Source organism: Chromobacterium rhizoryzae (assembly GCF_020544465.1).
In the GTDB taxonomy this organism is placed as follows: Bacteria; Pseudomonadota; Gammaproteobacteria; order Burkholderiales; family Chromobacteriaceae; genus Chromobacterium.
The window spans coordinates 2,060,286-2,082,523 of record NZ_CP066126.1 but is presented as its reverse complement, the minus strand read 5'-3'; the positions used below and the strand labels follow the sequence as shown (position 1 = coordinate 2,082,523).

General features: G+C 63.8%; 23 protein-coding genes. 5 read left to right on the top strand and 18 right to left on the bottom strand.

The window, feature by feature from the left end; all coding sequences use genetic code 11:
* Positions 1-171 precede the first annotated feature (171 nt).
* The gene (locus JC616_RS09545) at positions 172-900 is read left to right on the top strand and encodes a peptidylprolyl isomerase (protein WP_107799605.1); all 729 of its coding nucleotides are present in this window, start codon (positions 172-174) and stop codon (positions 898-900) included.
* Positions 901-960: 60 nt separating this feature from the next.
* Here JC616_RS09545 and JC616_RS09540 read toward each other — a convergent pair whose 3' ends face one another.
* Entirely contained in the window at positions 961-2,214 is a 1,254-nt protein-coding gene (locus tag JC616_RS09540) for a chitinase (protein ID WP_227107924.1), read from the bottom strand.
* Positions 2,215-2,436: 222 nt separating this feature from the next.
* On the opposite strand from JC616_RS09540, the gene JC616_RS09535 reads away from it, so the two are divergent.
* Entirely contained in the window at positions 2,437-3,021 is a 585-nt protein-coding gene (locus tag JC616_RS09535; RefSeq protein WP_227107922.1) for a LysE family translocator, read from the top strand.
* On the opposite strand, the gene JC616_RS09530 is transcribed toward JC616_RS09535, so the two are convergent.
* The 5 genes from JC616_RS09530 to JC616_RS09510 all read right to left on the bottom strand — a co-directional run bounded on the left by JC616_RS09530 (position 2,995) and on the right by JC616_RS09510 (position 7,882).
* A complete protein-coding gene (locus JC616_RS09530) occupies positions 2,995-3,858 on the bottom strand; it encodes an AraC family transcriptional regulator (RefSeq protein ID WP_227107921.1) in 864 nt (287 codons plus the stop codon). The two genes, JC616_RS09535 and JC616_RS09530, sit on opposite strands and share 27 nt — an antisense overlap.
* A 3-nt stretch (positions 3,859-3,861) precedes the next feature.
* The gene (locus JC616_RS09525) at positions 3,862-4,626 is read right to left on the bottom strand and encodes a YdcF family protein (RefSeq protein WP_107799609.1); all 765 of its coding nucleotides are present in this window, start codon (positions 4,624-4,626) and stop codon (positions 3,862-3,864) included.
* Positions 4,627-4,679: 53 nt separating this feature from the next.
* Positions 4,680-5,762: a type 1 periplasmic-binding domain-containing protein gene (locus tag JC616_RS09520; RefSeq protein ID WP_227107920.1), complete on the bottom strand. Its 1,083-nt coding sequence runs from the start codon at positions 5,760-5,762 to the stop codon at positions 4,680-4,682.
* 25 nt (positions 5,763-5,787) lie between these two features.
* Complete coding sequence (locus JC616_RS09515) at positions 5,788-6,642, bottom strand: hypothetical protein (RefSeq protein ID WP_227107919.1); 855 nt, start codon at positions 6,640-6,642, stop codon at positions 5,788-5,790.
* 208 nt (positions 6,643-6,850) lie between these two features.
* Positions 6,851-7,882, bottom strand: coding sequence for a flagellin N-terminal helical domain-containing protein (locus JC616_RS09510; protein ID WP_227107918.1), 1,032 nt, complete (start codon positions 7,880-7,882; stop codon positions 6,851-6,853).
* Between the two features lie 229 nt (positions 7,883-8,111).
* On the opposite strand from JC616_RS09510, the gene JC616_RS09505 reads away from it, so the two are divergent.
* Both JC616_RS09505 and JC616_RS09500 read left to right on the top strand, forming a co-directional pair.
* A complete protein-coding gene (locus JC616_RS09505; RefSeq protein WP_227107917.1) occupies positions 8,112-8,861 on the top strand; it encodes an MgtC/SapB family protein in 750 nt (249 codons plus the stop codon).
* 105 nt (positions 8,862-8,966) lie between these two features.
* Entirely contained in the window at positions 8,967-9,992 is a 1,026-nt protein-coding gene (locus tag JC616_RS09500; protein WP_227107916.1) for a hypothetical protein, read from the top strand.
* 64 nt (positions 9,993-10,056) lie between these two features.
* On the opposite strand, the gene flgL is transcribed toward JC616_RS09500, so the two are convergent.
* The 11 genes from flgL to flgB form a co-directional block, all read right to left on the bottom strand.
* Positions 10,057-10,980 (bottom strand): flagellar hook-associated protein FlgL, encoded by a 924-nt coding sequence (flgL, locus tag JC616_RS09495; protein WP_227107915.1) that lies wholly within the window; start codon positions 10,978-10,980, stop codon positions 10,057-10,059.
* A 10-nt stretch (positions 10,981-10,990) separates the two neighbouring features.
* The gene (gene flgK, locus JC616_RS09490) at positions 10,991-12,772 is read right to left on the bottom strand and encodes a flagellar hook-associated protein FlgK (RefSeq protein ID WP_227107914.1); all 1,782 of its coding nucleotides are present in this window, start codon (positions 12,770-12,772) and stop codon (positions 10,991-10,993) included.
* An 81-nt stretch (positions 12,773-12,853) separates the two neighbouring features.
* The gene (gene flgJ, locus JC616_RS09485; protein ID WP_107799617.1) at positions 12,854-13,840 is read right to left on the bottom strand and encodes a flagellar assembly peptidoglycan hydrolase FlgJ; all 987 of its coding nucleotides are present in this window, start codon (positions 13,838-13,840) and stop codon (positions 12,854-12,856) included.
* 94 nt (positions 13,841-13,934) lie between these two features.
* Entirely contained in the window at positions 13,935-15,011 is a 1,077-nt protein-coding gene (locus JC616_RS09480; protein ID WP_370445216.1) for a flagellar basal body P-ring protein FlgI, read from the bottom strand.
* Positions 15,012-15,091: 80 nt separating this feature from the next.
* Entirely contained in the window at positions 15,092-15,772 is a 681-nt protein-coding gene (locus JC616_RS09475) for a flagellar basal body L-ring protein FlgH (protein ID WP_107799619.1), read from the bottom strand.
* Between the two features lie 58 nt (positions 15,773-15,830).
* Positions 15,831-16,613: a flagellar basal-body rod protein FlgG gene (flgG, locus tag JC616_RS09470; protein ID WP_107799620.1), complete on the bottom strand. Its 783-nt coding sequence runs from the start codon at positions 16,611-16,613 to the stop codon at positions 15,831-15,833.
* A gap of 72 nt (positions 16,614-16,685) precedes the next feature.
* Positions 16,686-17,429 (bottom strand): flagellar basal body rod protein FlgF, encoded by a 744-nt coding sequence (locus tag JC616_RS09465; protein ID WP_107799621.1) that lies wholly within the window; start codon positions 17,427-17,429, stop codon positions 16,686-16,688.
* A gap of 17 nt (positions 17,430-17,446) precedes the next feature.
* On the bottom strand, positions 17,447-18,691 hold the full coding sequence (flgE, locus tag JC616_RS09460; RefSeq protein WP_081546719.1) for a flagellar hook protein FlgE: 1,245 nt from the start codon (positions 18,689-18,691) through the stop codon (positions 17,447-17,449).
* Positions 18,692-18,727: 36 nt separating this feature from the next.
* Positions 18,728-19,438: a flagellar hook assembly protein FlgD gene (locus tag JC616_RS09455; protein WP_227107912.1), complete on the bottom strand. Its 711-nt coding sequence runs from the start codon at positions 19,436-19,438 to the stop codon at positions 18,728-18,730.
* An 11-nt stretch (positions 19,439-19,449) separates the two neighbouring features.
* Positions 19,450-19,860 (bottom strand): flagellar basal body rod protein FlgC, encoded by a 411-nt coding sequence (flgC, locus tag JC616_RS09450; RefSeq protein ID WP_019102824.1) that lies wholly within the window; start codon positions 19,858-19,860, stop codon positions 19,450-19,452.
* Positions 19,860-20,273, bottom strand: a complete 414-nt coding sequence (gene flgB, locus JC616_RS09445; RefSeq protein ID WP_019102825.1) for a flagellar basal body rod protein FlgB — start codon at positions 20,271-20,273, stop codon at positions 19,860-19,862. Before flgB ends, flgC begins: the two co-directional genes overlap by 1 nt.
* 301 nt (positions 20,274-20,574) lie before the next feature.
* Between flgB and JC616_RS09440 the strand changes: the two genes are divergently transcribed.
* Positions 20,575-21,372 carry a response regulator gene (locus JC616_RS09440; RefSeq protein ID WP_107799623.1) on the top strand — a complete coding sequence of 266 codons (798 nt, stop codon included), beginning with the start codon at positions 20,575-20,577 and terminating at the stop codon, positions 21,370-21,372.
* A gap of 23 nt (positions 21,373-21,395) precedes the next feature.
* Here the strand turns inward: JC616_RS09440 and JC616_RS09435 are convergent, their stop codons facing one another.
* Positions 21,396-22,223 (bottom strand): hypothetical protein, encoded by an 828-nt coding sequence (locus tag JC616_RS09435; RefSeq protein ID WP_227107910.1) that lies wholly within the window; start codon positions 22,221-22,223, stop codon positions 21,396-21,398.
* Between the last annotated feature and the right edge of the window lie 15 nt (positions 22,224-22,238).

The window sequence follows — 22,238 nt, the reverse complement described above, 5'->3', positions numbered from 1 at the left end:
AGCGATTAAGCGACCGGGCAAATATAAGATTATTCTTAAAATTTTCGCGCTTTATTCCAACGCCCCTCGATAAGACTCGCCGCCTTTCTTGACAAGCGCGGCGAACGCTTTTTAAATCGCACATTTCCCGCCCTTGGGCGCATCCCTCATCTACCATCACAGGAAATCTCCATGACCATTCGAGTCAACGGCATCGAAATCACCGAAGACACGGTGCAAGCGGAACAAGCCCACTACGCTGACGCGCCGAACCCGCGCGACGCCGCCGTTCAGGAGTTGGTCCTGCGCGAACTGCTGTTGCAGAAAGCCAAGTCCCTCGGCATCGACACCGCCGACCAAGGCGCCGCCATCGGCGCCTTGCTGGAACAGGAACTGCACGTTGACGCCGTGGACGAGGCCGCATGCCTGGCCTTCTACAATCAATACCCCGAGCGCTTCAGCAGCGGCGAGTCCGCCGTGGCCAGCCACATTCTGTTCCCGCTGGGCGAAGGCCTGGCCGGCAGCCTGGCCAAAGCCAAGGCGGAAGGCGTGCTGGAAGAAATCAAGGCCAATCCGGCCCGCTTCGCCGATCTGGCCCGCGAACACTCCACCTGCCCGTCCGGCCAGCAAGGCGGCAGCCTGGGCCAGTTCGGCCGCGGCCAGATGGTGCCGGAATTCGAACAAGCGGTATTCAACACCGCCGCCGGCCAGCTCGCGCCGGATCTGGTGCAGACCCAGTTCGGCTACCACATCATCCAGGTTCAAGAGCGCCATGAGGGCGGCAAGGTAAGCTTTGAGGAAATCAAGGACCGCCTGCAGCAATACCTGAACGACATGGCCGGCAACAAGGCGATGCAGGCCTATCTGGGCCAGCTGGTCGCCGCCGCTCAGATCGAAGGCTATGCGATGCCGGCGCTGTAAGCCACGGCTCGAACCCGTACAAAACCGAGGCGCAATCGCGCCCCGGTTTTTTTACGTCCATCAGTTGCGGCCGCGCAGCGAGGCCCCCACCGGCCGCGAGAACGGGAAGCCGTCCTTGCGGTCCCAGTTGATCGACCAGCTCATGACGCCGCGAAACGACGGATAGGCCTGACTCGGCTTGACGCTGCCGCAATTTTTCAAGGCCATCAGGCAATCCAGCGACTTGATCACGGTATCCGCGCTGACAAAGCCGGAATTGGCGGAACTGCGGCCGGAAGGCACGCCGAAAGCCACCTGATCCGGCCGCAACCCCTTGAAGCTGCCCGAAGCGCCGTAAGCCAGCGGGAAGCCCTCGATCAACATCTTGCTGCCGCCCACCAACATGTCCACGCTGCCCTCAGCCAATGCGGCGTTGGAATAAGGCGTGTTCAGCCCGCCGTTGTTGTAATACTGGACATGGATCACGCTCAAATCGTCGCGCAACGCGTCGATGATGGGCAGATAAGCGCCCCAGATGCTGCCGTAGGCGACATAGCCGCCCTGGACATAAGGATGCTCCGGCGCCATGGACAGGTAGAAACCCGCCCCCACCTTGGCCTTCAACTGCTTCACCGCGCCAATCAGATTGCCGATGATGGGCGCGCCTTGCGACACCCCGCTTTCCAGATCCAGATCGATGCCGTCGAAACCGAATTTGACGATGATGGCGTAGAGGCTATTGACGAAATTCTGGGCTTGCGCCGGAGTGTTCAGCGTGACCGAGCCATTCTGCCCGCCCAGCGACAGCACCACCTTCTTGCCCTTGGCCTGCTTGGCGCGAACATCCTGGATGAACTGAGCTTCGGAGCCTGCCTTGGGATCCAGCGCGAAGCTGAGCTTGCCGTTGCCCGCGTCGTCGGCGAAGGCCACCGCGATCACGTCCCAATCGTCGCTGACCTGGCTCAGCGGATAAGCGTCGCCGCTGGGGTTGGCGAAATTGTGCCAATAGCCCACCAAAGCATGTTTGGCGAACGGCGCGGACGGCCCAGGAGCGGGAGACGGCGTCGGCTCCGGCGTCGGCTCCGGCGTTGGCTCCGGCGCCCCCGCGCAACTACCTCCCGCCAGCCACAGGGTCGGCGACGCCGGAGGATTCCAGTTGGCGCCGACATGGGCGGTATGCGCCACCCGCGCGGTGTAGTTGGCCGCGGCGTACGCAACCGTGTCGCCGGCCCGATAGCTGGCGCCCTCCTGCCATGCCGGGCAGATCGCCCACGCCTGCCCCGCCGCCAGCGCGCACGCGGACGCCCGCATCACGGTTATCCAGTTCAACGACATGCGTCTTCCTCCTTGGATTGCAGCGTCCGCGTCGGCGCGCGCAGGAGACGGGAGCCAAACGGGACGTCAGCCCAGACCTTGCTGGTATTTAATTGGTATTACATTAAACCATTCATGTCAAAGGCATTTTTTGATAAACCTCTCCGACAGGTCAATTTTCTACAATACGCCCCGCCCTCGCCCGGCTACTTTGTCCGCATCGCCCACCCTTCAGGACACATCATGAATCAGACTCTCGCCATGGCCGGCTTCGCGCTGGCCGCCTCCATCACGCCCGGCCCGGTCAATATCGTCGCGCTCAGTTGCGGCGCTCAGCATGGCGCGCGCGCCGGCATGCGCCATGTCGGCGGCGCCACCGTCGGCTTCACCCTGCTTCTGTTGCTGACCGGCCTGGGCCTGGAACAGACCCTGCGGCAATGGCCAGCACTGACGCAGGCGCTGCAATGGGCCGGCGTGGCGTTCTTGCTCTATATGGCGTATCAATTGGCTCGCAGCGACGGCGCGCTGGACTGGGACAAAAGCGGCGTCCAACCCAGCTGGTGGCGGGGCGCGGCGATTCAATGGCTGAACCCCAAGGCCTGGGTCGCGGCGCTGGCGGGCTGCGCCGCGTTCACCTCGGGCCAAGACGCAATGGCCTTATGGCGCTTCGCCGCGCTTTACTTTCTGATTTGCTACGCCTCGGTAGCTTGCTGGGTTCTGGCCGGCGCCTGGCTCGGACAGAAACTGGCTTCGCCTGGGCGGCTGCGCCGCTTCAACCAAGCGATGGCGGTCTTGCTGGGACTAAGCGCGCTGGGCTTGTTGACCTGAGCCCGCGCGGTACTGTCCCGGCGTGGCGGCCACGTACTGCTTGAAGATTTTATGCAGATGAGCTTGATCGGAGAAGCCGACGGCCTGCGCCACCTCCGCCAAGGGCAGGCCGCCGCGCATCAGCCGCCGCGCCAGCTGCACCCGCTGATTCAGCAGAAAGCCATGAGGGGTGACGCCGTAACGCCGCTTGAACGCGCGGATCAGATAGGAGGCCGACAAATCCGCCGCCGCGCAGATCTCCTCCAAGCGCAAGGCTTGATCGCAATGCGCGGCGATATATTCCGCCGCGCGCGCCAAACGCTGATTCGATTCCGCCGCCGGCTCGACGGCCAAGCCCAATACCCGGTGCGCGCCGTCGAAGAAGGCGGTGGCCGCCGCGTCTTTCTCCAAGAGCTCCCGCCCCTCCGCGCACAGCACATCGAACAAGGCGTTGAAGCCGGAGAACAGCCGCGGGTCCCGGCTCGCCGCCTCGCCAAAGGGACGAAAGCCGCCGGCCTGGCCCTGACCCAGCCTTTGCTGCAAGCCACCCAGCCAGCCCACATCCACATACAGCATGCGATAGGACCAGGCCTGCCCCGCCACCGGATTGCAGGCATGGATGTCGCCCGGATTCATCAACACCAAGGCGCCCTGCTCGCTGCAGCGCACCTTGCCGTTGAAGTAGTCGCAGGCGCCGGCGGTGATGACGCCCAGGGAAAACGTCTCATGCGCGTGCCTGGCGTAACAGACGCGGCGTCCGTCCGCCACTGAGCGCGCCTCGAACTGCGGCAAAGCCGCGTCGCGCCAGAAGCGATGATCGACTCTTGGCCGCGCGGACGCGGCGGATTGCGTCGACATGGGCTACTCTCCCTTCATCCGGTAAAACAGCATGCCCAGCCATTCCCTCAACGCGGCGTGGCACTCCTGCATCGCTCGGCCGCTAGGCAGATACCAGGCGACGCCGCCGCCGTCGTAGCGGATAAAGGCGGTTGGCGCGGCGGTGACTTCCAAACCCTGACGCTGGAAAAACGGCAAGGCTCGACGCAAATGCCAGCCCTGGCTGACCAGCGCAATCCGCTTGATCCCGGCCGCGCGCAGCAATTCGGCGGAGTAGCGGGCGTTTTCCAGCGTGGTGTTGGAGCGCGTCTCCACCCAACGGGGGACGATGCCGTATTCCTCGCGCAGAACCCGCGCCATCACCGCGCCTTCGGCTTCCCCGCCCATCGGCGCGCCGCCGGTCAGCAGTATCGGCTTGCCGCTTTGATGCGCCAGCCGCGCAGCGTAACGCAGCCGCGCCAGCGAATCCGCGCCCGGTTCCATGCCGCCGTATTCCGGCGCGGGCTTCTTGCCGCCGGACAAGACCACGATGGCCTCCGCCCGGCTCAACGGCTCCGCGCCTATCACCGGATAGCGTTCCAGTCCCCGGTTCAGCCACATCGCCATCATCGGCGTGCTCAAGGCGTACAGGCCCGCCATGCCCAAGGTCAGCAGGCCGGCGCCCAGGCGCCGCCAGCGGCGGCGCAGCCCCAGTCCCAGCAAGATCAGCAACAACATGTTCAGCGGCGGCAGCAAGAAGGCGCCCAACACCAAATGGACCAGCGCCTGCGTGGAAATCGTGGAGATCATGGGGATGACGATGCGTGGATTGAGCGCCAGTTAAGCACGCGTCGCGCGGCAAATCAATGCCGCGGGAACCAGATGGCCGCGTAGGCGCGGCGGTAGCCGTTGGCCGGATCGTAGCCGATGCTCAGATAACTATCGCGTATCGTCTGTTTGACCAAGAGATGCGGCTGGGTGACGTACAGGCTGGGCGGCTGGCGGGCAAAGGCGCGGTTCAGCTCATCGGCCATCTGCCAGCCATGCAAGTGCAAAGGCTCGGCGATGGTCGCCTCCTGCATCAGGCCCGCCCGAATCCGCCTCATCGCGCTCAGCGAGCCGTCGCCCAGCGAAATATTGACGACGGAGGCGTTCAGCTTGCCCAGCGGATAACCGATGGAGTCGTAATACAGATCGTTGATGCCTATGCTGTGGGTCCAGGCCTTGCCGTGGCGCCGATACAGTTCCGCCACCCGCGCCGGCAACAGCTGCTGGACCTGAGCCAGCGAGATGTCTTCCACCGCCAGCACCTTGCAGCGCCGGCACGTCTGCAGCTGCCGCACCGCCTGCCGGGTTTTGGCGGTGGCGATGGCGAAACGGCTGTCGGTGAACAGCACCACGCCGACCGGGCCGCGGCTGCTGGCCGCGATGTAGTCGGCGGCGGCTTGCGCCGCGGCCAAGGGGCTGGTGGAGATATTGGTGAACAGCAGTCCGGGCACCGGGCCGGGCTTGTCTCCGGCATGCCAGCCGAGCACGGGCACGCCCAGCGCGTGCAGGCCTTGAATCTGCGGCTGGAATTCCTGGGCGTCGAAACCGCCCAAAGCCACGGCGGCCGGCCGCTCCCGCTGCGCGCGCTCCAGAAACTGGAGCAAGGAATTCCGCTGCCCCTGCCCATCCAGCAGCGTCACGCGCCAGCCCAGCAAACGCCCCGCCTCGGCCAGGCCCCGGTAAACCCCGACCACGCCGCCGTTGCGCAAGTCCGACGCCAAAAACCAGACGCTGCGGCCAGGCTGCGCCGCGGGTCCGCTGACGGGGCCGTCCCACTCGGTCCACTCTCGCGCCGGATTATCCCGGGCTGGCGGCGCGCCGGCGCCCTTGGCCGCCGGATCGGCGGCGACCGGCTCCACGCTCAGCAGGCACAGAAGCAGTATGAGAAGGCGCAACATGGACCCACTATAGACCACGGCCGGGTCAAAGCGGCGCGCCGTCTCCCTCCAGCAACTGGCCGGCCACTTCCGCCGCCACCGCAAACAGCAGCGGCGACAGACGCTGCGTCTGCAAACCCGTTGCGCCGTGCCGGCTGATCGCCAAGCCGCTCCACGGCATGCGCTCGCCGATCAAGCAAGCGGCGAGCCTGCCGCCGCCTCGCTCCGCCGCGGCCTCAATCTCCGGCAGGCGCCGACGCAGAGCCCGGCACACCTCGGCCTCGGCCACAAAGGCCAGCGCCACCCCGGCCGCCACGCGGCGGATGCGCAGGCAGAATGCGCCGATTCCCGGCGCCGTCAGCCACAGCAGCAGGTCCAGTTCGTCCCGTTCCGGCTCGGACTCGCGCTCCAGCGCGTCCTCTACGCTCAAGGTCAGCGCCGGACCGCCCCACAGCCAAAACGGCAGAGTCAGCGGCAAGGGCGGCTCGCCGGCGGCCTGCCTGAGGCCGGCCAGAGCCAGCTCCGGCAACTGCTGCAACAAGGCGCCCGGCAGATGGCTGCCGCCCGCCTGCTGGAACTGGGTCGCGGCCTGGGTCAAGCGTCCCAGCAAAGCCTGCCGCCAGGACTGCGCCAATTCGGCGGCGGCCGGCTGAGGTCTCGCCAACTTCGGCATCGCGGCCTGCTCCAGCTGCCAGGCCCGCGCCGGCGCTTCGCCGCCGCTGTCGCCATCCGGCTTTTCCATCGACAGCGACAGTTCCAGCCGCGGCTGCGTGGCCAGCACCAGTACTTTCAACACCGTTCCCGGCGTCAGCTCCGCCAGGCCTTGCGGCCATGTCGGCAGGGCCAGCTGGACGCCGTCGCCGCTCAACAGCGGACGGCCGTCCGCGGTACGGCTCAGCACCGCTTCCCACTGCCGGCCCGGCGTCAGTTCCGCGCCCGGCTGCGCGCCGTTCGAGATCGGCGCGCTCGGCGTAACCGGGGTCGCCGCCGTGATCGCTCTGATTGAAATCGCCTTGCCCCTTCACAAAAGCCCGCTCGCATGACGCAAAAAAAGCCAGCCGCGTACGCAGCTGGCTCCAGATTCGCGCCGGATCGACGCTGAATCGCGATTACTGCAGCAGGGACATCGCCAGGCTGCTCATGCTGCCGCTTTGCTTCAGCATGGAAGTGCCGGCTTGCATCAGCATTTGCTTGGAAGTCATGCTGGCGCTTTCGTTGGCGTAGTCGGTGTCCATGATGCGGCCTTTGGCGGCCAGGGTGTTGTTGTTCACGTTGGCCAGGTTGTTGTTCACGTGGTCCAGACGGTTGGCGTTGGCGCCCAGGGAGGAGCGAACCGAACCTACCGAATCCAGAGCGGCCTGGATGGTGTTGATGGTGTCGGTTTTGCCGATTTCGTCGCCCTTGGCGGCTTTGTCCAGCGCGGCTTGGCCGTCTTGCTGAGCCTTCAGCGCGGTTTCGTAAGCGGTTTTCTTGGCCGGATCGGTCGGAGCGGCGTCGTAGTCGGCTTTTGCGGTATTCGTCGCGGTCACCAGGGCCGGCATCGCATCGGTAGCGGTCTTAACGGCGGTGGCGTAAGCGGTGCCAGCGGCATCATCTTTGAAGAAGGTCTTGGAAACACTGCCCAGCGCGTCGTTCAGCGCGGTCATGCCATCCTTCATGTTCACCGTCATGGATTCGTCGGCCGACGCGCCGATCTGGAACTTCATCTCATCGGTCAGCTTGCCGCCTTGCAGCAGTTTCTCGCCGCCGAAAGAGGTGTTCTTCATGATGTTGGTCAGTTCCTTGCCCAGTTCGGCGAATTCGGACTGCATCGCGCTCTTGTCGGCTTTGGTGGAGGTGGCGTTGGCGCCTTCGGTGGACAGGTCCTTCATGCGCTGCAGGATGTTGGACACTTCGTTCAGCGCGCCTTCGGCGGTTTGCAGCATGGAGATGCCGTTCTGCGCGTTTTTCATCGCCACTTGCATACCGCGGCTTTGCGCGTCCAGACGGGTAGCGATCTGCAGGCCGGCGGCGTCGTCCATTGCGGAGTTGATGCGGAAGCCGGTGCCCAGACGGGTCATCGAGGTGGACAGCGCGGTTTGGGTGCCGGTCAGGTTGGACTTGGTGTTCAGTGCGGCGATATTGGTGTGCAGGCTCAGCATAGCTTTTGCTCCAGAAGTCAGGTTGGTTGGTCCGGCATTGCTGCCGTCACCATCACAAGGCGGCCGTCTACTGACAAACTTAAGCCCGCCCGGAACGTGAAAAATCACATCGCCGCCTTGCCTCGCCTCCTCGCCCCTGAGCATGCCGCGCCCTCAAGCCAGTAGCCGCCGGCCTCGCAACTTGCTATCGTCGGTCCGTTCGCCGTTTCAAAGCGCCGCAGGAGCCCGCATGGCACTATCCTTTTCCGAACTGATCGGCCAGTACTGGTCCACCCCCAAGTGGGAAGTCAATCTGCTGATCACGCTGAACCTATTGGGCGGCCTGTTGCTGGGTTGTCTGGTGGGTTACGAGCGCTGGTTCAACGGCCGCGCCGCCGGCATGCGCACCTACGGCCTGGTGTCCATGGCCTCCGCCGCGGCCATCAGCATCGTCGGTTACTCCGGCTACTGGTACGGCGGCCTCTATCCCGACATGACCCACGGCGACATGACCCGTGTGGCCCAGGGCGTGCTGACCGGCGTCGGCTTCCTCGGCGCCGGCATGATCATGAAGGAAGGGCTGAGCATCAGCGGCCTGACCTCGGCCGCCTCGATCTGGATGTCCTCGGTGATCGGCATCCTCGTCGGCGTAGGCTTCTACGCCGCGGCCATCGCCATCACCTTGCTGTGCGTGCTGTGCATGCTCTCCATCAATCAGATGGAGAACCGCTTGCCGCGCCGCTTCAGCCTGTTCATCGTCATCCGCTTCAAACCGGAATACCAATGGACGGTGCAGACGCTCAGCGCCGGCCTGCTCCGCTTCGGCGTGCGCCTGCACGAGGACAGCATCGCGCTGAACGCCGGCCCGGACGCCACTGAGTGGAGCTTTCTGGTCTCCGCGCAAAACCGGCGCGACCTGATCAATGTCGTGGATCTGTCGCGCGAGATCATGCAGATCGACCATATCGAAACCCTCAGCATCCAGCCCGCGCGCAATTAAGGCCTATCGCCCGGCCGGCCCGCCGGCTAGGTGTTTCCACGCCATCAAGTTTCCCTCCGGATTGACGATATCAGTTCACCTACACTTCCTGTTCCGGAGTCTGCAATGCGAGTCGCGTCCATGGCGCTGTCGATGAGCAGCCAATACAGTTTCAGCCAAAGCCTCAGCGTTCAACAACAAAGCCGAACCTGGGCGCAGCTGCCCCCGTCCTCCCCTCCGGCCAAACCTTCCTCCGACGTCAGCCTGAGTTCCGACGGCGTCAACGCCAGCGCCAAAGACAAAGCCTTCGCCGATGGCATGACGCCGATGCTGGGGCTGATCAAGGACATTCTGGAAAAGGTGCTGGGCGTCAAGTTCAAGGTTGTTGACGGCACTTTGCAAAGAGACGACGGCCAAGGCGAGCCATCCGCCGACTCGCGCCCCGCGCGATCCGGCCAGTCCTCTGCCCCGCAGTCGCAGCAAGCGCTCGCCGGCGGCGAGTTCAAACAGACCATCGACTACCAGGAAAGCGAAAGCCTGGCGTTTTCGGCCAAGGGCTCGATCAAGACCCAGGACGGACGCGAATTCAATTTCGCGCTGGACGTGCAAATGAGCCGCAGCTTCGAATACCACAGCAGCAGCACGATACAGTTTGGCAACGGCAAGGCCACCGACCCGCTGATGCTCAGCCTGGGCAACGACGCCGGCAGCTTCAGCGGCGCCAGCGTCAGCTTCGATCTGCAGAGCAAGGGCCAGCAAAGCCAGCTGCCCTTCATCAACAACGGCGGCTGGCTGGCCCTGGACCGCAACGGCGACGGCAAGATCAACGACGGCAAGGAATTGTTCGGCACCCAATCGGGCAACGGCTTCGCCGATCTGGCCAAGCTGGACGGCAACGGCGACGGCGTGCTGGACGACGGCGACGCCGCGTTCGCGCAATTGAAGCTCTGGTCCGGCCGCGACGGCGACAAGGACCAGTTGATGGGCTTGAAGGAATTGGGCATCGGCGCCATCCTGCTGCCCAGCGTGGACAGCCCGTTCAGCATCAAGAACGCCGACAACCAGTCCCAGGCCGATATTCGTCGCTCCGGCGTCTATCTGACCGAAGACGGCCGCGCCGGCCGCATCAGCCAGGTGGACGTCTACGGCTGAACCCGGCCCGCGCCAACGACAAAGGCCGCTTACGCGGCCTTTGTCTTGTCCGGCGCACGCCGGATTAGGAGATATAGTTGAACAGCGAAAGCTGAGTCACCTTGTTATAGGTCAGCTGGCTGTACTTCAACGAAGTCTGCGCCAAGGTAAAGTCCGATATCGCCTGCGGCATGTCCAGATCCTGCAAATCGCCGATGCTGCTGGCGTATTGCAGTTTCAGGCTGCCCCCGACATTCTGCATATTGTCGTTCTGCTGGCCGCGCGCGCCGATGGACGCCAAAGACAGCGACATCTGCTGCTGAGCCGCATCGATGGCGTTGATCGCGCTGTTCAGCTGGGTGCCGAAGTTGGCGGGCTTGGGATTCTGGCCCAGCAGAGTGTTCAGCTGGATCAGGCCGTCGAAGGCCGCGGTGGCGCTGCCGCCGGGCGTGCCGAACACGGTGCTGCCCGGATCGGAAATCGTCATCTGCTGCGAAGCGCTGATCTGCACGCTGCGCTGGCCGGTATCGCCCAGATACGAAGCCGGCGGCACCGCCGACAAGCTGACCGCGAAGGGGAGCGTATCGGTCTTGTTGCCGCTGAACAGATAATTGCCGCGGCCGTCGGTGGAGTTGGCGTAAGTCGTCAACTCGGTGATGCCTTCCTGCAGCTGCTTCTGGATCGCCTGCAGCTCGGTTGGGCTCAACGCGCCGCTGCCGGCGGAAATCGCCAGGCTCTTCATGCTGGCCATCAGGTCCGACGAACTCTTGATCGCGGTTTCCGACAGCGACAACCAGGAACTGACCGCCTGGGTGTTGTTGATGTACTGGCTGTTCTGTCCCTGCGACTGGCTGATCAGCAGAATGCGCGCCGCGGCCACCGGATCGTCGGCCGGCGTCACCACCCTTTGCTGATTGTCGATCTGCATGGTGAGCTTGTAGATGTTGGCCTGCAGGCTCTGCATATTGTTCAGGCCTGACTGATAAATATTGTTGGAGCTGATACGCATCGGTCTCTCCTTAGCCCATCAGGTTCAGAATGCTGGAGAAGGTGGTTTGCGCCACCTGTATCACCTTGCTGCACGCCTGATAGGACTGTTGGTACTTGATCAGATTGGCCGCCTCCTGATCCAGGCTCACCCCGGTGACATTGGACAGGCTTTCCGTGGTCTGCTTCAAAGTAGTCTGCATGGCCGCGGACTGCAATTGCGCAGTATTGGTCTGGTTGCCCACCGAGGCCACCAACGTCGAATAATACGAACCGTAGGACTGATTGCCCATCAGCTTGAGGTTCTGCTGCGCCAGCAGCTCGCGCAAATTGGTGTTGTCGCCCGGCGGCGGCTTGGTCCCTGCCGGCGCCGGCCCCACGGTAAAGGTCTGGCCGTTGATCGGCGCGCCGGACAGCTGAAAGCTGACGCCCACGTCCACCGGCGGCACCGCCGTGGTCTGCAGTTTGAAACTATTGCTGGCGCCGCCGCCCACCGGCACCACATTGTAAGGTCCGCCGCCGTTGGGGCCGGTGATGGTGGCCGTCATCGTCGCCGGGCTGCCCGCGGCGGTGATGGTCATCCCGGTCATGCCGATGGACGGATGCGTGCCGGTGCCGGGAAAGACCGGCGGCACGCTGTTGATGCTGCCCGCGTAACCGCCCGGCAAGGTGGCCCACACGCCGCTCATGGTGACGCCGTTGCCCCCGGCGCCGCCGGTGGACACCATATTGGACGCGGTGGCCAGTTTATTGGGATCGCCCATCAGCACTTGCAGATTGCTGGCCGCATTCTGCGGATTGGTGGCGTAGCTGCTCAGATCGTTGAAGATGGGCAGGCCGGCGGCGCCGGTATTGTCCACGCCCAGCTGGTTCTGATAATTGATCGAAGCGGAAAAGTTGATCGCCATCGTGCCCAGCTGTTGCCGGGCCTGCAACAAAGGGCCGTCGCGGAAGTTCAGCAAACCGCCCAGTTGGCCGCCGGACATCAGATTGTTCGGAATCGCCGTCACCGTGCCGTTGGGATTGTTGAACACCAATTGCAAGGTGGTGGGATCGCTGGGCAGCGGCTGGGTGGCCAGGGTATTGGTCTGACCGCCGGTCACCAGAGTCTGGCCGTTGCCGACGTATACCGAGTAAGTGCCGTCCGCCTGCGGCACGGCTTTGGCGCTGACCAGCTTGTTCAATTCCAGCATGGCCTGATCGCGCTGGTCCATCAGCGTGTTGGGCTGCGCGCTCAGCTGATTGCCGCCGGTCAAGGCGGCGATTTCGGTGTTGAGGCTGGCGATCTGCGAGGCCAGCGAGTTGATGCTGTCCACCGTGCTCTTGATCTGGCCGTTGGCGCCGGACTGCAGTTGCTGCAGTTGGCCGTCGACGGTAGCGAACTTGGTGCTCAGCGCCTGGGCCATATTGAGCACGGTCTGCCGGCTGGGAATGGCGTCCGGCTGCTGAGACAGCGTCTGCATCGCGCCGAAGAAATCCTGCAAGGCGGGCAGAATGGACACGTCGGTCGACGCCATCAGATTGTTGATCTGATTCAGCTGCTTGACCTGGGTGCTGTAATAGCTGCTGTTGGTCTGCGCGGTCTGCACCTGGCCGGACAGGAATTTGTCATAGGTGCGCAGCACATTGGTGACGTCCACGCCCTGCCCCAGGAAGCCGAAGCCCTGATATTGCGGCGTGCGGCCGGCCTGGGTGATGTATTGAACGTTGTACCCCGGCGTGGAGACGTTGGCGATGTTGTTGCCGGTTACCGACAAAGCCGTTTGAGCCGCATTCAGTCCGCTCACGCCGATCGAGAAAATATTGGAGCTCATGATTTACCTCTCTTTGCCTTATCGGCCCGGCGCGCCAAAACTTGACCCTGAAGTGCAAGCTCGGCCGCCGCTGCCTTGTCCTTAACTGCGCGTGGTTTGCTGCGCCAAAGTCGCCGCCACGTCCACCAGCTTGCGCGCGTAGCGCGGATCGGTGGCGTAGCCGCCGGATTGCAGTGCATGCGCGAAGCCGTACATATTCTGCCCCTGGTTCAGCGCGCTCTTGTAGCGCGGCGAATCCTTCAACAAACGGGCGTAGTCGCTGAAGGCCTCGGAATAAGAACCGTAGGCGCGGAATTTCTCCACCCGCTTCTGCGCGACGCCGCCCTCGTATTCGGTGGTCATCACGCTGACCGTGCGTCCCTGCCAATCGCCGCTGGCCTTGATGCCGAACAGATTATGGCTGTTGCTGCCGTCCGGATGGCGAATCGCCCGCTTGCCCCAGCCGCTTTCCAGCGCCGCGTGCGCGACCACGGCTTCCGGCGCCACGCCCAGTTGGGCCGCGGCCGTGCGGGCATGCGGCAGCATTTCGGCGGCGAAGTCGCGGCTGCCGCCCTTGCCGGCCGCCTCGGCCTTGGTCTGAGCCGCCGGAGCCGTCAAGCTCAACACCGCGCCGGCGGTCTGCTGCGCTTCCTGGTAGGCCTGCAGGGCCTTGGCGCCGCCGGCCGGACGCGCGGCCAATTGCGGGCCGGGAGCGGCGTAAATCGTGCGCGCGCTCTTGTCGTCCGGATCGAAGTTCGACTGCTTGGCGATCTGGCGATACAACATATCGCCCAGCCCCAGGCCGCCGTTGGAGCTCAAAGCCTGGGTCAGTTGCTGATCGTACAGGCCTTGGTAGGTGCTCAAATCGTTGGATTCGCCTTCCGGGTCGAACTTGGTCTCGCGCATGCTCTTGAGCAAGGTGCTCATCAACAAGGCCTCGAACTGCGACGCCGCCTGTCTCGCCGCGCCCTTGGGGTCCTTGATCGCTTGCGCCCGCAGCTCGTTCAGCTGGTTCGGATCCACGGCCAGCTGCCGGTTTAGCAAATCGTTGGCGCTCACGGCGCCGGCATTGATGGACTGAATCGTCATTTCTCGCTCCTGGAATCCAGCTAATAGCAAGATTCGGGCCAGGAATAAAAAGACGGCCGCGCGGCCGTCTTTTTGTTCACCGTCCTAGCGGCGCTCAGATAATCTGCAGATCCGCTTTCAACGCGCCGGCGGATTTCATCGCCTGCAAGATGGAAATCAGATCCTGAGCGTTGGCGCCCAGCGCGTTCAACGCCGCCACCACCCGGGACAGATTGGCGCCGTTGGGCAGGCTGATCAGCTTGCTGCCCGGGGTGTTGATGCTGATGTCGGCCTGGTTGGTCACCGTGGTCTTGCCGCCAGACAGCGGGTTGGGCTGACTCACTTGCGGCGTGTTGCTGACGGTCACCGTCAAGTTGCCGTGCGACACCGCGCACGGCGCCAGGGTCACCGCCTGATTCATCACGATGGAGCCGGTGCGGGCGTTGATGATGACGGTGGGGGAAACATCTGCCGGGTCGACGGCAATATTTTCCATCTTGGACAGAAACTGCACGCGCTGGTCCGGATCGAACGGCGCGCGCACTTCGATCAGCCTGCCGTCCACCGCGCGCGCGGTGCCCTGGCCGAACGATTTGTTGATCGCCTGCACCACGCGGTTGGCGGTGGTGAAATCGGACTCGCGCAGTTCCAGATTGACGAATTCGCCGGACCCCAGCGCGGTGGGCACTTCGCGCTCCACCGTGGCGCCGGCCGGAATGCGGCCCACGCTGAGCTGATTGATCTGGGCGGAGCTGCCGCCCGCCGAGGCGCCGGCGCCGCCGACGACCACATTGCCCTGCGCCATCGCGTAAATCTGCCCGTCCGCGCCTTTCAGCGGAGACAGCAGCAAGGTGCCGCCGCGCAGGCTTTTGGCGTCGCCGATAGACGAGGCCGTCACGTCTATCGCCTGCCCCTGCCGCGCGAACGGCGGCAAGGTCGCGGTCAGCGTGACCGCGGCGATGTTCTTGGGGTCGAGCTTGGTGCCCGGAGGCACTTGCACGCCCAGCTGATTCAGCATATTGGACATCGCCTGGCCGGTGAAGGGCGAGGAGGTAACCTTGTCGCCGCTGCCGTCCAGGCCCACCACCAGGCCGTAGCCTATCAACTGGTTGGGACGTACCCCGCCGACATTGGTCAGATCCTTCAAACGCTGCGCGGCCATGGCCGGAAACACGGCCAGCGCCAGCAGCATCGCTAACATCAATCGCTTCATTTTCGCCCGCTTTCAGCCCGCCGCGCCCGCCAGATGGCCGCGCCCGGGCCGGTAATCCGTTAAATCGGCAATATACTCATGAAAAACTTGGCCAGCCAACCCGGCTCATTGTACAGCCGGTGCGTCCCCTTGGTCTGCTGCTCGATGCGGGCGTCCGCCACCTTGAGCGAAGACACGCTGCGGTCCGCGCCGATATCGCGCGGATTGATCACGCCGGACAGGCGGATCGATTCGGTGTCGCTGTTCACCCTCACGACTTTCTCGCCGCTGACCGATAGATTGCCGTTGGGCAACACCTCCAGCACCGTGACGGTGATGGAGCTGACGAAGGAGGTGGCCACCTTGTTGTCGCCCTTGCCGGTATTGTTGGCCGAACCCGAGCCGCCGAAATTGGCGCCGGCCAAACCGCCGGCGGCGCCGCTGGGCAGGAAGGGAATCTTGATGCCGGCGTTGATGCTGCTGTTCAGGCCCGAGGTTCGGGTATTGGTGGTCTGCTCGGAAGCCGAGGTCGACGAGTTTTCCTGGATGTTCACAGTCAGGGTGTCGCCGACATAAGCGGGCATCCGGTCCTGAAACAGCGGCCGGTAGCTGGCCGCCTGGAAAATCGAGCCGTTGCTAGGCATGCTGACCGGCTGCGGTTGCGGACGCGCGCTGGTCGGCTGCTGCACCAGCGGCGGCTCCTGGGTCACGCAAGCGCTCAATAGTGCGGCCAACATCGCCGCCATCGCCATCGCCTTCATCAAACACCTCGTCAATTCAAATCCGAATCGGCCGCCTCAGCCGGCGGCCCGTTCTTGCTTACAGCTGGCTCAGTTTCTGCAGCATCTGGTCCGCGGTGGTGATCGCGCGCGAGTTCATCTCGAAAGCGCGCTGCGCGGTGATCATATTGACCAGTTCCTCGGTGACGTTGACGTTGGACGCTTCCACGAAGCCGGAACGCACCGCGCCGCGGGTATCGGTCTGCGGATCGCCGTCCTGCGGATCGCCGGAGGACGCGGATTGCAGATACAGGTTATTGCCCACGCTCTCCAGACCCTGCGGGTTGATGAAGGTGGTCAGCTGTATGGTGCCCGCGGTTTGCGCCGCCGGATTATTGGGCAAGAAGTACTGCACCACGCCGGCGGAGGACACCGTGATCTGGTTGGCGGTGCCGGGAATATTGATATTGGGGTTCAGCGGATAACCGTCCGGATTCACCACGTCGCCGTTGGCGTTGCGCTTGAACTCGCCGTTGCGGGTATAGGAGGTGGTCCCGTCCGGCAATTGAATGCGGAAGAAGCCCTCGCCGGAGATCGCCATGTCCAGCGGCTGCCCGGTCTGGGTCGTATTGCCCTGGGAGTGGATGCGGGCGGTGGCCACCGCCGCCGAGCCGGTGCCCACCTGCAAGCCGGTGGGCGTGGTGTTGCCGTTGGCCAGCTGCGCGCCGGGCTGGCGCAGGGTCTGGTAATACAAGTCCTCGAAAATGCCCCGGCTGCGCTTGAAGCCGACGGTATTGACGTTGGCCAGGTTGTTGGACACCACGTCCAGTTGGAACTGGCTGGAATCCATGCCGGTCTTGGCGATATACAGTGCGCGCATCATGGCTTGTTTACCTCGTCTCCAGAGCCGCGTTCCCTTACAGGGCCGCCGCGGCTCGCAATCTCATATTATGGTTTAACCGTTGGTGGACAACAGTTGAGCCGCCTGCTGATCGCCTTGTTGCGCGGTTTGCATCAGGCGGACGTTGAGGTCGTACTGGCGGGCGTGGGAAATCATCTGCACCAGGCTTTCCACCGAGTTGACATTGCTGGCCTCCAGCATTTCCGGCACCAGCTTGACGTTGGCGTCGGCGGCCGCGTTGCCGCCGCCGTTAATGCGGAACAGGCCGTCCTCGCCCTTGTACACTTCCTTGGGGCCGGGGTTGACCATCTTGATCTGCCCGACCAGTTGCGGCGTGCGCACCGCGCCGGACAGCGGAATCGCCACCACGGAGCCGTCCTGGCCCAATTGCACGCGGGAGCCGGTCGGCACCACGATGGGACCGCCGTCGCCCATGATGGGCAGGCCGGAGCGGGTGCGCATCATGCCGGTGGCGTCCAGCACATAGCCGCCGTCGCGGGTATAGGCCTCGGCGCCGTCCGGCGCCTGCACCGCGAAGAAACCCTTGGAGCCGATGGCGAAGTCGCTGACGTTGCCGGTGTGCATCAAGCTGCCCTGGCTCAGATCGTGGCCCACGGTGTTGTCCACCACATAGGTCCGCGTCGGCGCGCCCTCGCCCACCACCGGCAAAGCGCGGAAGGCCACCACGTCGGCCTTGAAACCGTTGGTGTGCACATTGGCCAGATTGTTGGCGGTGGTGGCCTGCTGCCACATCACGTGCTTGGCGCCGTTCATCGCCAGGTAAAGCATTCTATCCATCGCGCGCGCTCAGCTCATCAGATGTTCAGCAAGGTCTGAACCAGGGTGTCCTGGGTCTTGATGGTCTGCGCATTGGCCTGGTAATAGCGCTGCGCGGTGATCATATTGACCAGTTCCGCGGTCAGGTCGACGTTGGAATCCTCCACCGCGCCGGCCTGGATGGTGCCGGTATTGCCGGTGCCGGGCGCATTGTAGGAGGCGATGCCGGAATCGTAGGTCTGCGCCCACAGATTGTTGCCCTTGGACTGCAAGCCTTGCGGATTGATGAAGTTGGCCAAGGCGACCTGGCCTATGGTCTTGGTCTGGCCGTTGGTGAACGTCGCCTGGATGATGCCGGAGGACGAAATATTGATGCCCTTCAGATTGCCGGGCGCGGAGCCGTCTATGGTCGGCGGAGTGGTCACGCCGAAGTTCTGCCCCACCTGGGTGGAGCCGGTGAAGCTGAAGGCCACGGTCTGCGGCACCGCCGAACCGTTGAGCGGGCTGGGGGTGAAGTTGATATTGAACGGTCCGGGCGTGGTCAGCACGCCGGAGGTGTTGAAGGTCAACGAAAAATTATTGCTGTTGGGCGGCGTGTTATTGGCCGGGTTGCCGTCCACATAGGCGGTTGCGGTCCAGGTCCGGCCAGCGGCGGTGGGCGCGCCGGCGACATAGTACATGGTCACCTGGTGCGGGTTGCCCAGCGAGTCGTAAACCGTATTGGTGTTGGACCAGTTGTAGGAGGCCGAATTGGTCGGATCCAGCGGCGTAACGGTCGGCACCGTGCTGCGAGAATCCAGATTGATGCCGAGAGTGGCCTTGGTGGTGGCCTGCGGCGACACCAGGTTGGAGTTCAGCTGTATTTTGCTGACCGGTCCCTGGGTGATGTTGCCTGCCGCGTCCGCCTGCCAGCCCTGCAGGAAATTGCCGTTGTTGACCACGTAACCCTGATTGTTGATCTGGAACTGGCCGTTGCGGGTGTAGGACAAGGTGCCGTCCGGCTGGGCCACGGTGAAGAAGCCGCCGTTGTTGATCGCCAGGTCCAGGCTGCGGCCCGTGGTGGTCACGTTGCCGTTGCTCATGTTCTGCGTCACCGCGGCCACCTTGACGCCGATGCCCGGCGTGGTGGTGGCGATGCCGTACAAGGTGTTGCCGTACATGTCGGCGAACTCGGTGCGCGAACTCTTGAAACCCACGGTGTTGGCGTTGGCCACGTTGTTGCCGATGGTGTCCAGCTGGGTGGAGGCGGCGTTCAAGCCGCTCAAACCTTGTTGAAAGCCCATGATGTCAGTCCTTGAAGTCGAATGAGGTCAGTGGAATCAGGCGGTCATCTGCGCCACATCGCCCAATTGGGCGCGGCTGCCGTCCGGCAGCACCAGTTCGGGAACGCCTTTATCCCACGCCACTGCGGTCACCGTTTGCGTGTTGTAGGCCACGGCCGTGGTGCTGCCGTTGGCGCTGGCCTGGGTCACGTCGGCGCTGAAGCTGTACTTGCCGGCCGGAACCACTTCGCCCTTGTCGTTCTTGCCGTCCCAGCTGAAGGTATTGACGCCGGCCACCGGCTTGTCGATGGTCATGGTGCGAACCACATTGCCGTTGGCGTCCTTGACGTTGACTTTCACCGTTTGCGCCGGCCCGTTCAGCAAGACGCCGGCCGGGGTGGTGCCGCCATCCGGCGGCTTGGGCAGGCTGCTGCCGGCCACCAGCACTTTTTTGCCTATCATGCTGGACGCCATCAGCGACTGGGAGGCCGCCTGCGCGCCGATCAAGGCCTGCATGGACTGGTTCAGCTGCTGAATGCCGCCCACCTGGCTGATCTGCGCCATCTGGGCCGTCATCTGGCTGTTGTCCATCGGATTCATCGGGTCCTGGGAACGCATCTGGGCCACGAACAGCTTCAGAAAGGTGTTCTGAATGTCGCTGGCGCTGGAGCCCACCACGCCGGAATTGCTCTTGCTGCCGTTGACGCTGCTGTTCGGATTGGTCTGAGTCTGACTGTTCAACACGTCATAAGGATTTGCGCTAGCCATCGCCTAACTCCTCACTGGCCAAGCTGCAGCACTTTTTGCTGCAGCGTCTTGGCGGTATTCATGATTTCGACATTGTTCTGATAGGCGCGGGAGGCGGCGATCATGTCGGCCATCTCCTCCACCGGATTCACGTTCGGCATCGTCACATAGCCGCGCTGGTCGGCCAGCGGATTGCCCGGATCGTACTTGAGCCGCGGCGGAGTCTGGTCTTCGACCACCGCGGTCACGCGCACGCCGGCCACCTGCGGCTGCGCCGCCGTCACCGGAATCGCGGTGAACACCGCGTGACGCCCTTTGTAGGGCTCGCCGGTGGAGCTGGTCGAGCTTTCCGCGTTGGCGATATTGCTGGCCACCAGGCTGAGGCGCATCGATTGCGCCGACATCGCCGAACCGGAAATGGAAAACACATTGGACAAAGACATCAGCTATTGCCTCCCTGGCCCTGGATCGCCGAACTCAGGCCGCTGATCCGCTTGTTCAGAAAAGTCAGCGTCGACTGGAAGCGGACCGCGTTGTCGGCGAAAGCCGCCCGCTCCACATCCATGTCCACGGTGTTGCCGTCCACGCTGGGCTGCACCGCCGCGCGGTATTGCAGCGCGGCGCCGTTGCCCGCGCCGCCGGCCCCGGCTAGGTGGCGGGCATCGGTCAGATTCATCGCCAAACGACCCTGCGCATCGGTCTGCGCCTGCAAGGCCTTGCCGAAGTCGAAATCCACCGCTTTGTAGTTGGGGGTTTCGTCGTTGGCGATATTGCTGGCCAGCACCTCGGTGCGATAGGCCCGCAAATTCAGCGCTCGCTGCTGAAAGTCGAAATGTTTGGCGATTTTGTCTAGCATGTCAGCCTCCTTGAGGCGACCTTAAAGCAGGAAGCGTGCCAAGCCATACAGACACGCCAGCGCATTGATTTTTCTAGGCAATCCGTCAAACCCTCGGCCGCAACTGCCCAAACGGCAACAATGAGCGGCAAGATTTGCCGCCTCCGGCCCAAGCGACAGATTTTGCTTGCCGCACCGCGCAATTCGTGCCAAACCAACATAAGAACCATTGAAGACGCGTCCGGAATCGCCGACACTCAGACATTGGCCGGCGATGGCGGGCGGCTTTGAGAAAATAGAGAAGACAGGCGGGGGAAGAGGCATGCTGGAAGTACAACATTTAATCATCTCGCTGGCGGAACCATCGCATGTGCAAGCGCAGATCATCAGCAAGGCGCTGGGCGAGATGGGCATCTCCAAAGTGGAGATCCATCCCAACGGCGAAGCGCTGCTCAACCGCGCGCGCGAGTCGCGCCCCGACTTGGTGATCAGCGCCTACTATCTGCCCGACATGACCGGCCAGCAGTTGCTGCAGCAGATGCGCGAAAGCGCCGATCTCAGCGGCATGCCCTTCATTCTGGTCTCAAGCGAAACCAATCCGGAACGGCTGGAGCCCATCCGCCAGGCCGGCAGCCTGGGCATTCTGCCCAAGCCCTTCACCAGCGGCCAACTGGACGAGGTGCTGGCCAACGCGCTGGACTTCATCAATACCGAGAGCCTGGCCATGGAGGTGGACACGGATCTGGCCAACGTCCAGGTGTTGATCGTCGACGACAGCCAGACCTCGCGCCGCCATGTGCGCGCCGTGCTGGAGCGCCTGGGCTTCGAACACTTCACCGAAGCCGCCAGCGGCGCCGACGCGCTGCCCTTGCTGGAAAACGAAAGCTTCCAGCTGATCATCGTCGACTACCACATGCCCGGCATGGACGGCTGCGAGCTGGCGCGCCACATCCGTCAGAACAGCGCTCAGGGGCGAACGCCCATCCTGATGATCACCAGCGAGACCGACCACGACCGGCTGGCCGAGGTGGAGGCGGCCGGCGTCTCGGCCTGCTGCGACAAGCCCTTCTCCACCAACAAGCTCAGAGACACCATACGCGAACTGCTGCAGGAATACTGAGAGCCGGCTCCGAGCCGCCGCTCTTATTTCGGCGCCACCCACACCAGGCGCGAATTCGCCTTGGCTTCGCCAAACGCCTGCCGCCGCCAGTAACCCTGGGTCGCGTAAGCCTGCGCGGCGTCCAGCTCGGGAATACGGCAGAAACTCACCTCGCTGAAACCCGCTTTCAGCAATTGGCTGCGGCCGCGCTGCCGGGTCTTGACGCAAGCCGGCGCGCCGGCCTGCTCCACCCATGGCTGCGGCGCGCCCGGCTGCCAGGCCTGCTCCCGTTCCAGTTTGGGCTGGGTCATCATCGCCAGGCCGTTGAGCACCGCGGCCAACAAGGCCTGCCAACGCTCAGCCACCGCCGCGATCTGCGGCGCCAGTTCGCCCGGATAGCTGACCAACAGGGCCTCCACCCCGTCGGACTCGTGCAGCCATTGCGCGGCGTCGCGAGAAAAGCCCTCGCCCACCAACGTCAGCAGCAAGGCCTTGCGCTCCGCTTGATGCGAGACGAAAGCCCCGCCGCCGCCCGGCACATGTAAAAAGAAGGCGTCGGCCGGCAAGCTCAGCGTATCCGGCAATTGCGAGGGCAGCCGGGTGTGGGCCAAGGCTTGCACCAAGCCGTCGTCCAGATGGGAAATCACGCGGCCATGGCGGGCGAAGCAGCCCCAGGACTCCGCCAAAGCCAGTTCGGCGACAATGGTCTGCTGCCCCACTTCGAAGACCTGGGCGGCGCGCTCCAGTTCGCGCTTGATCACTTCCTTCATGTCCTTGCGCGCCGCAGACGGCTGCAAAGCCTGAACATACAGCTGGCTGACGCGCTTGGCCCAAGGACGGGAGGCCGCATAACGCTGCACGGCATACATCATTCCCTACCCCTTTCC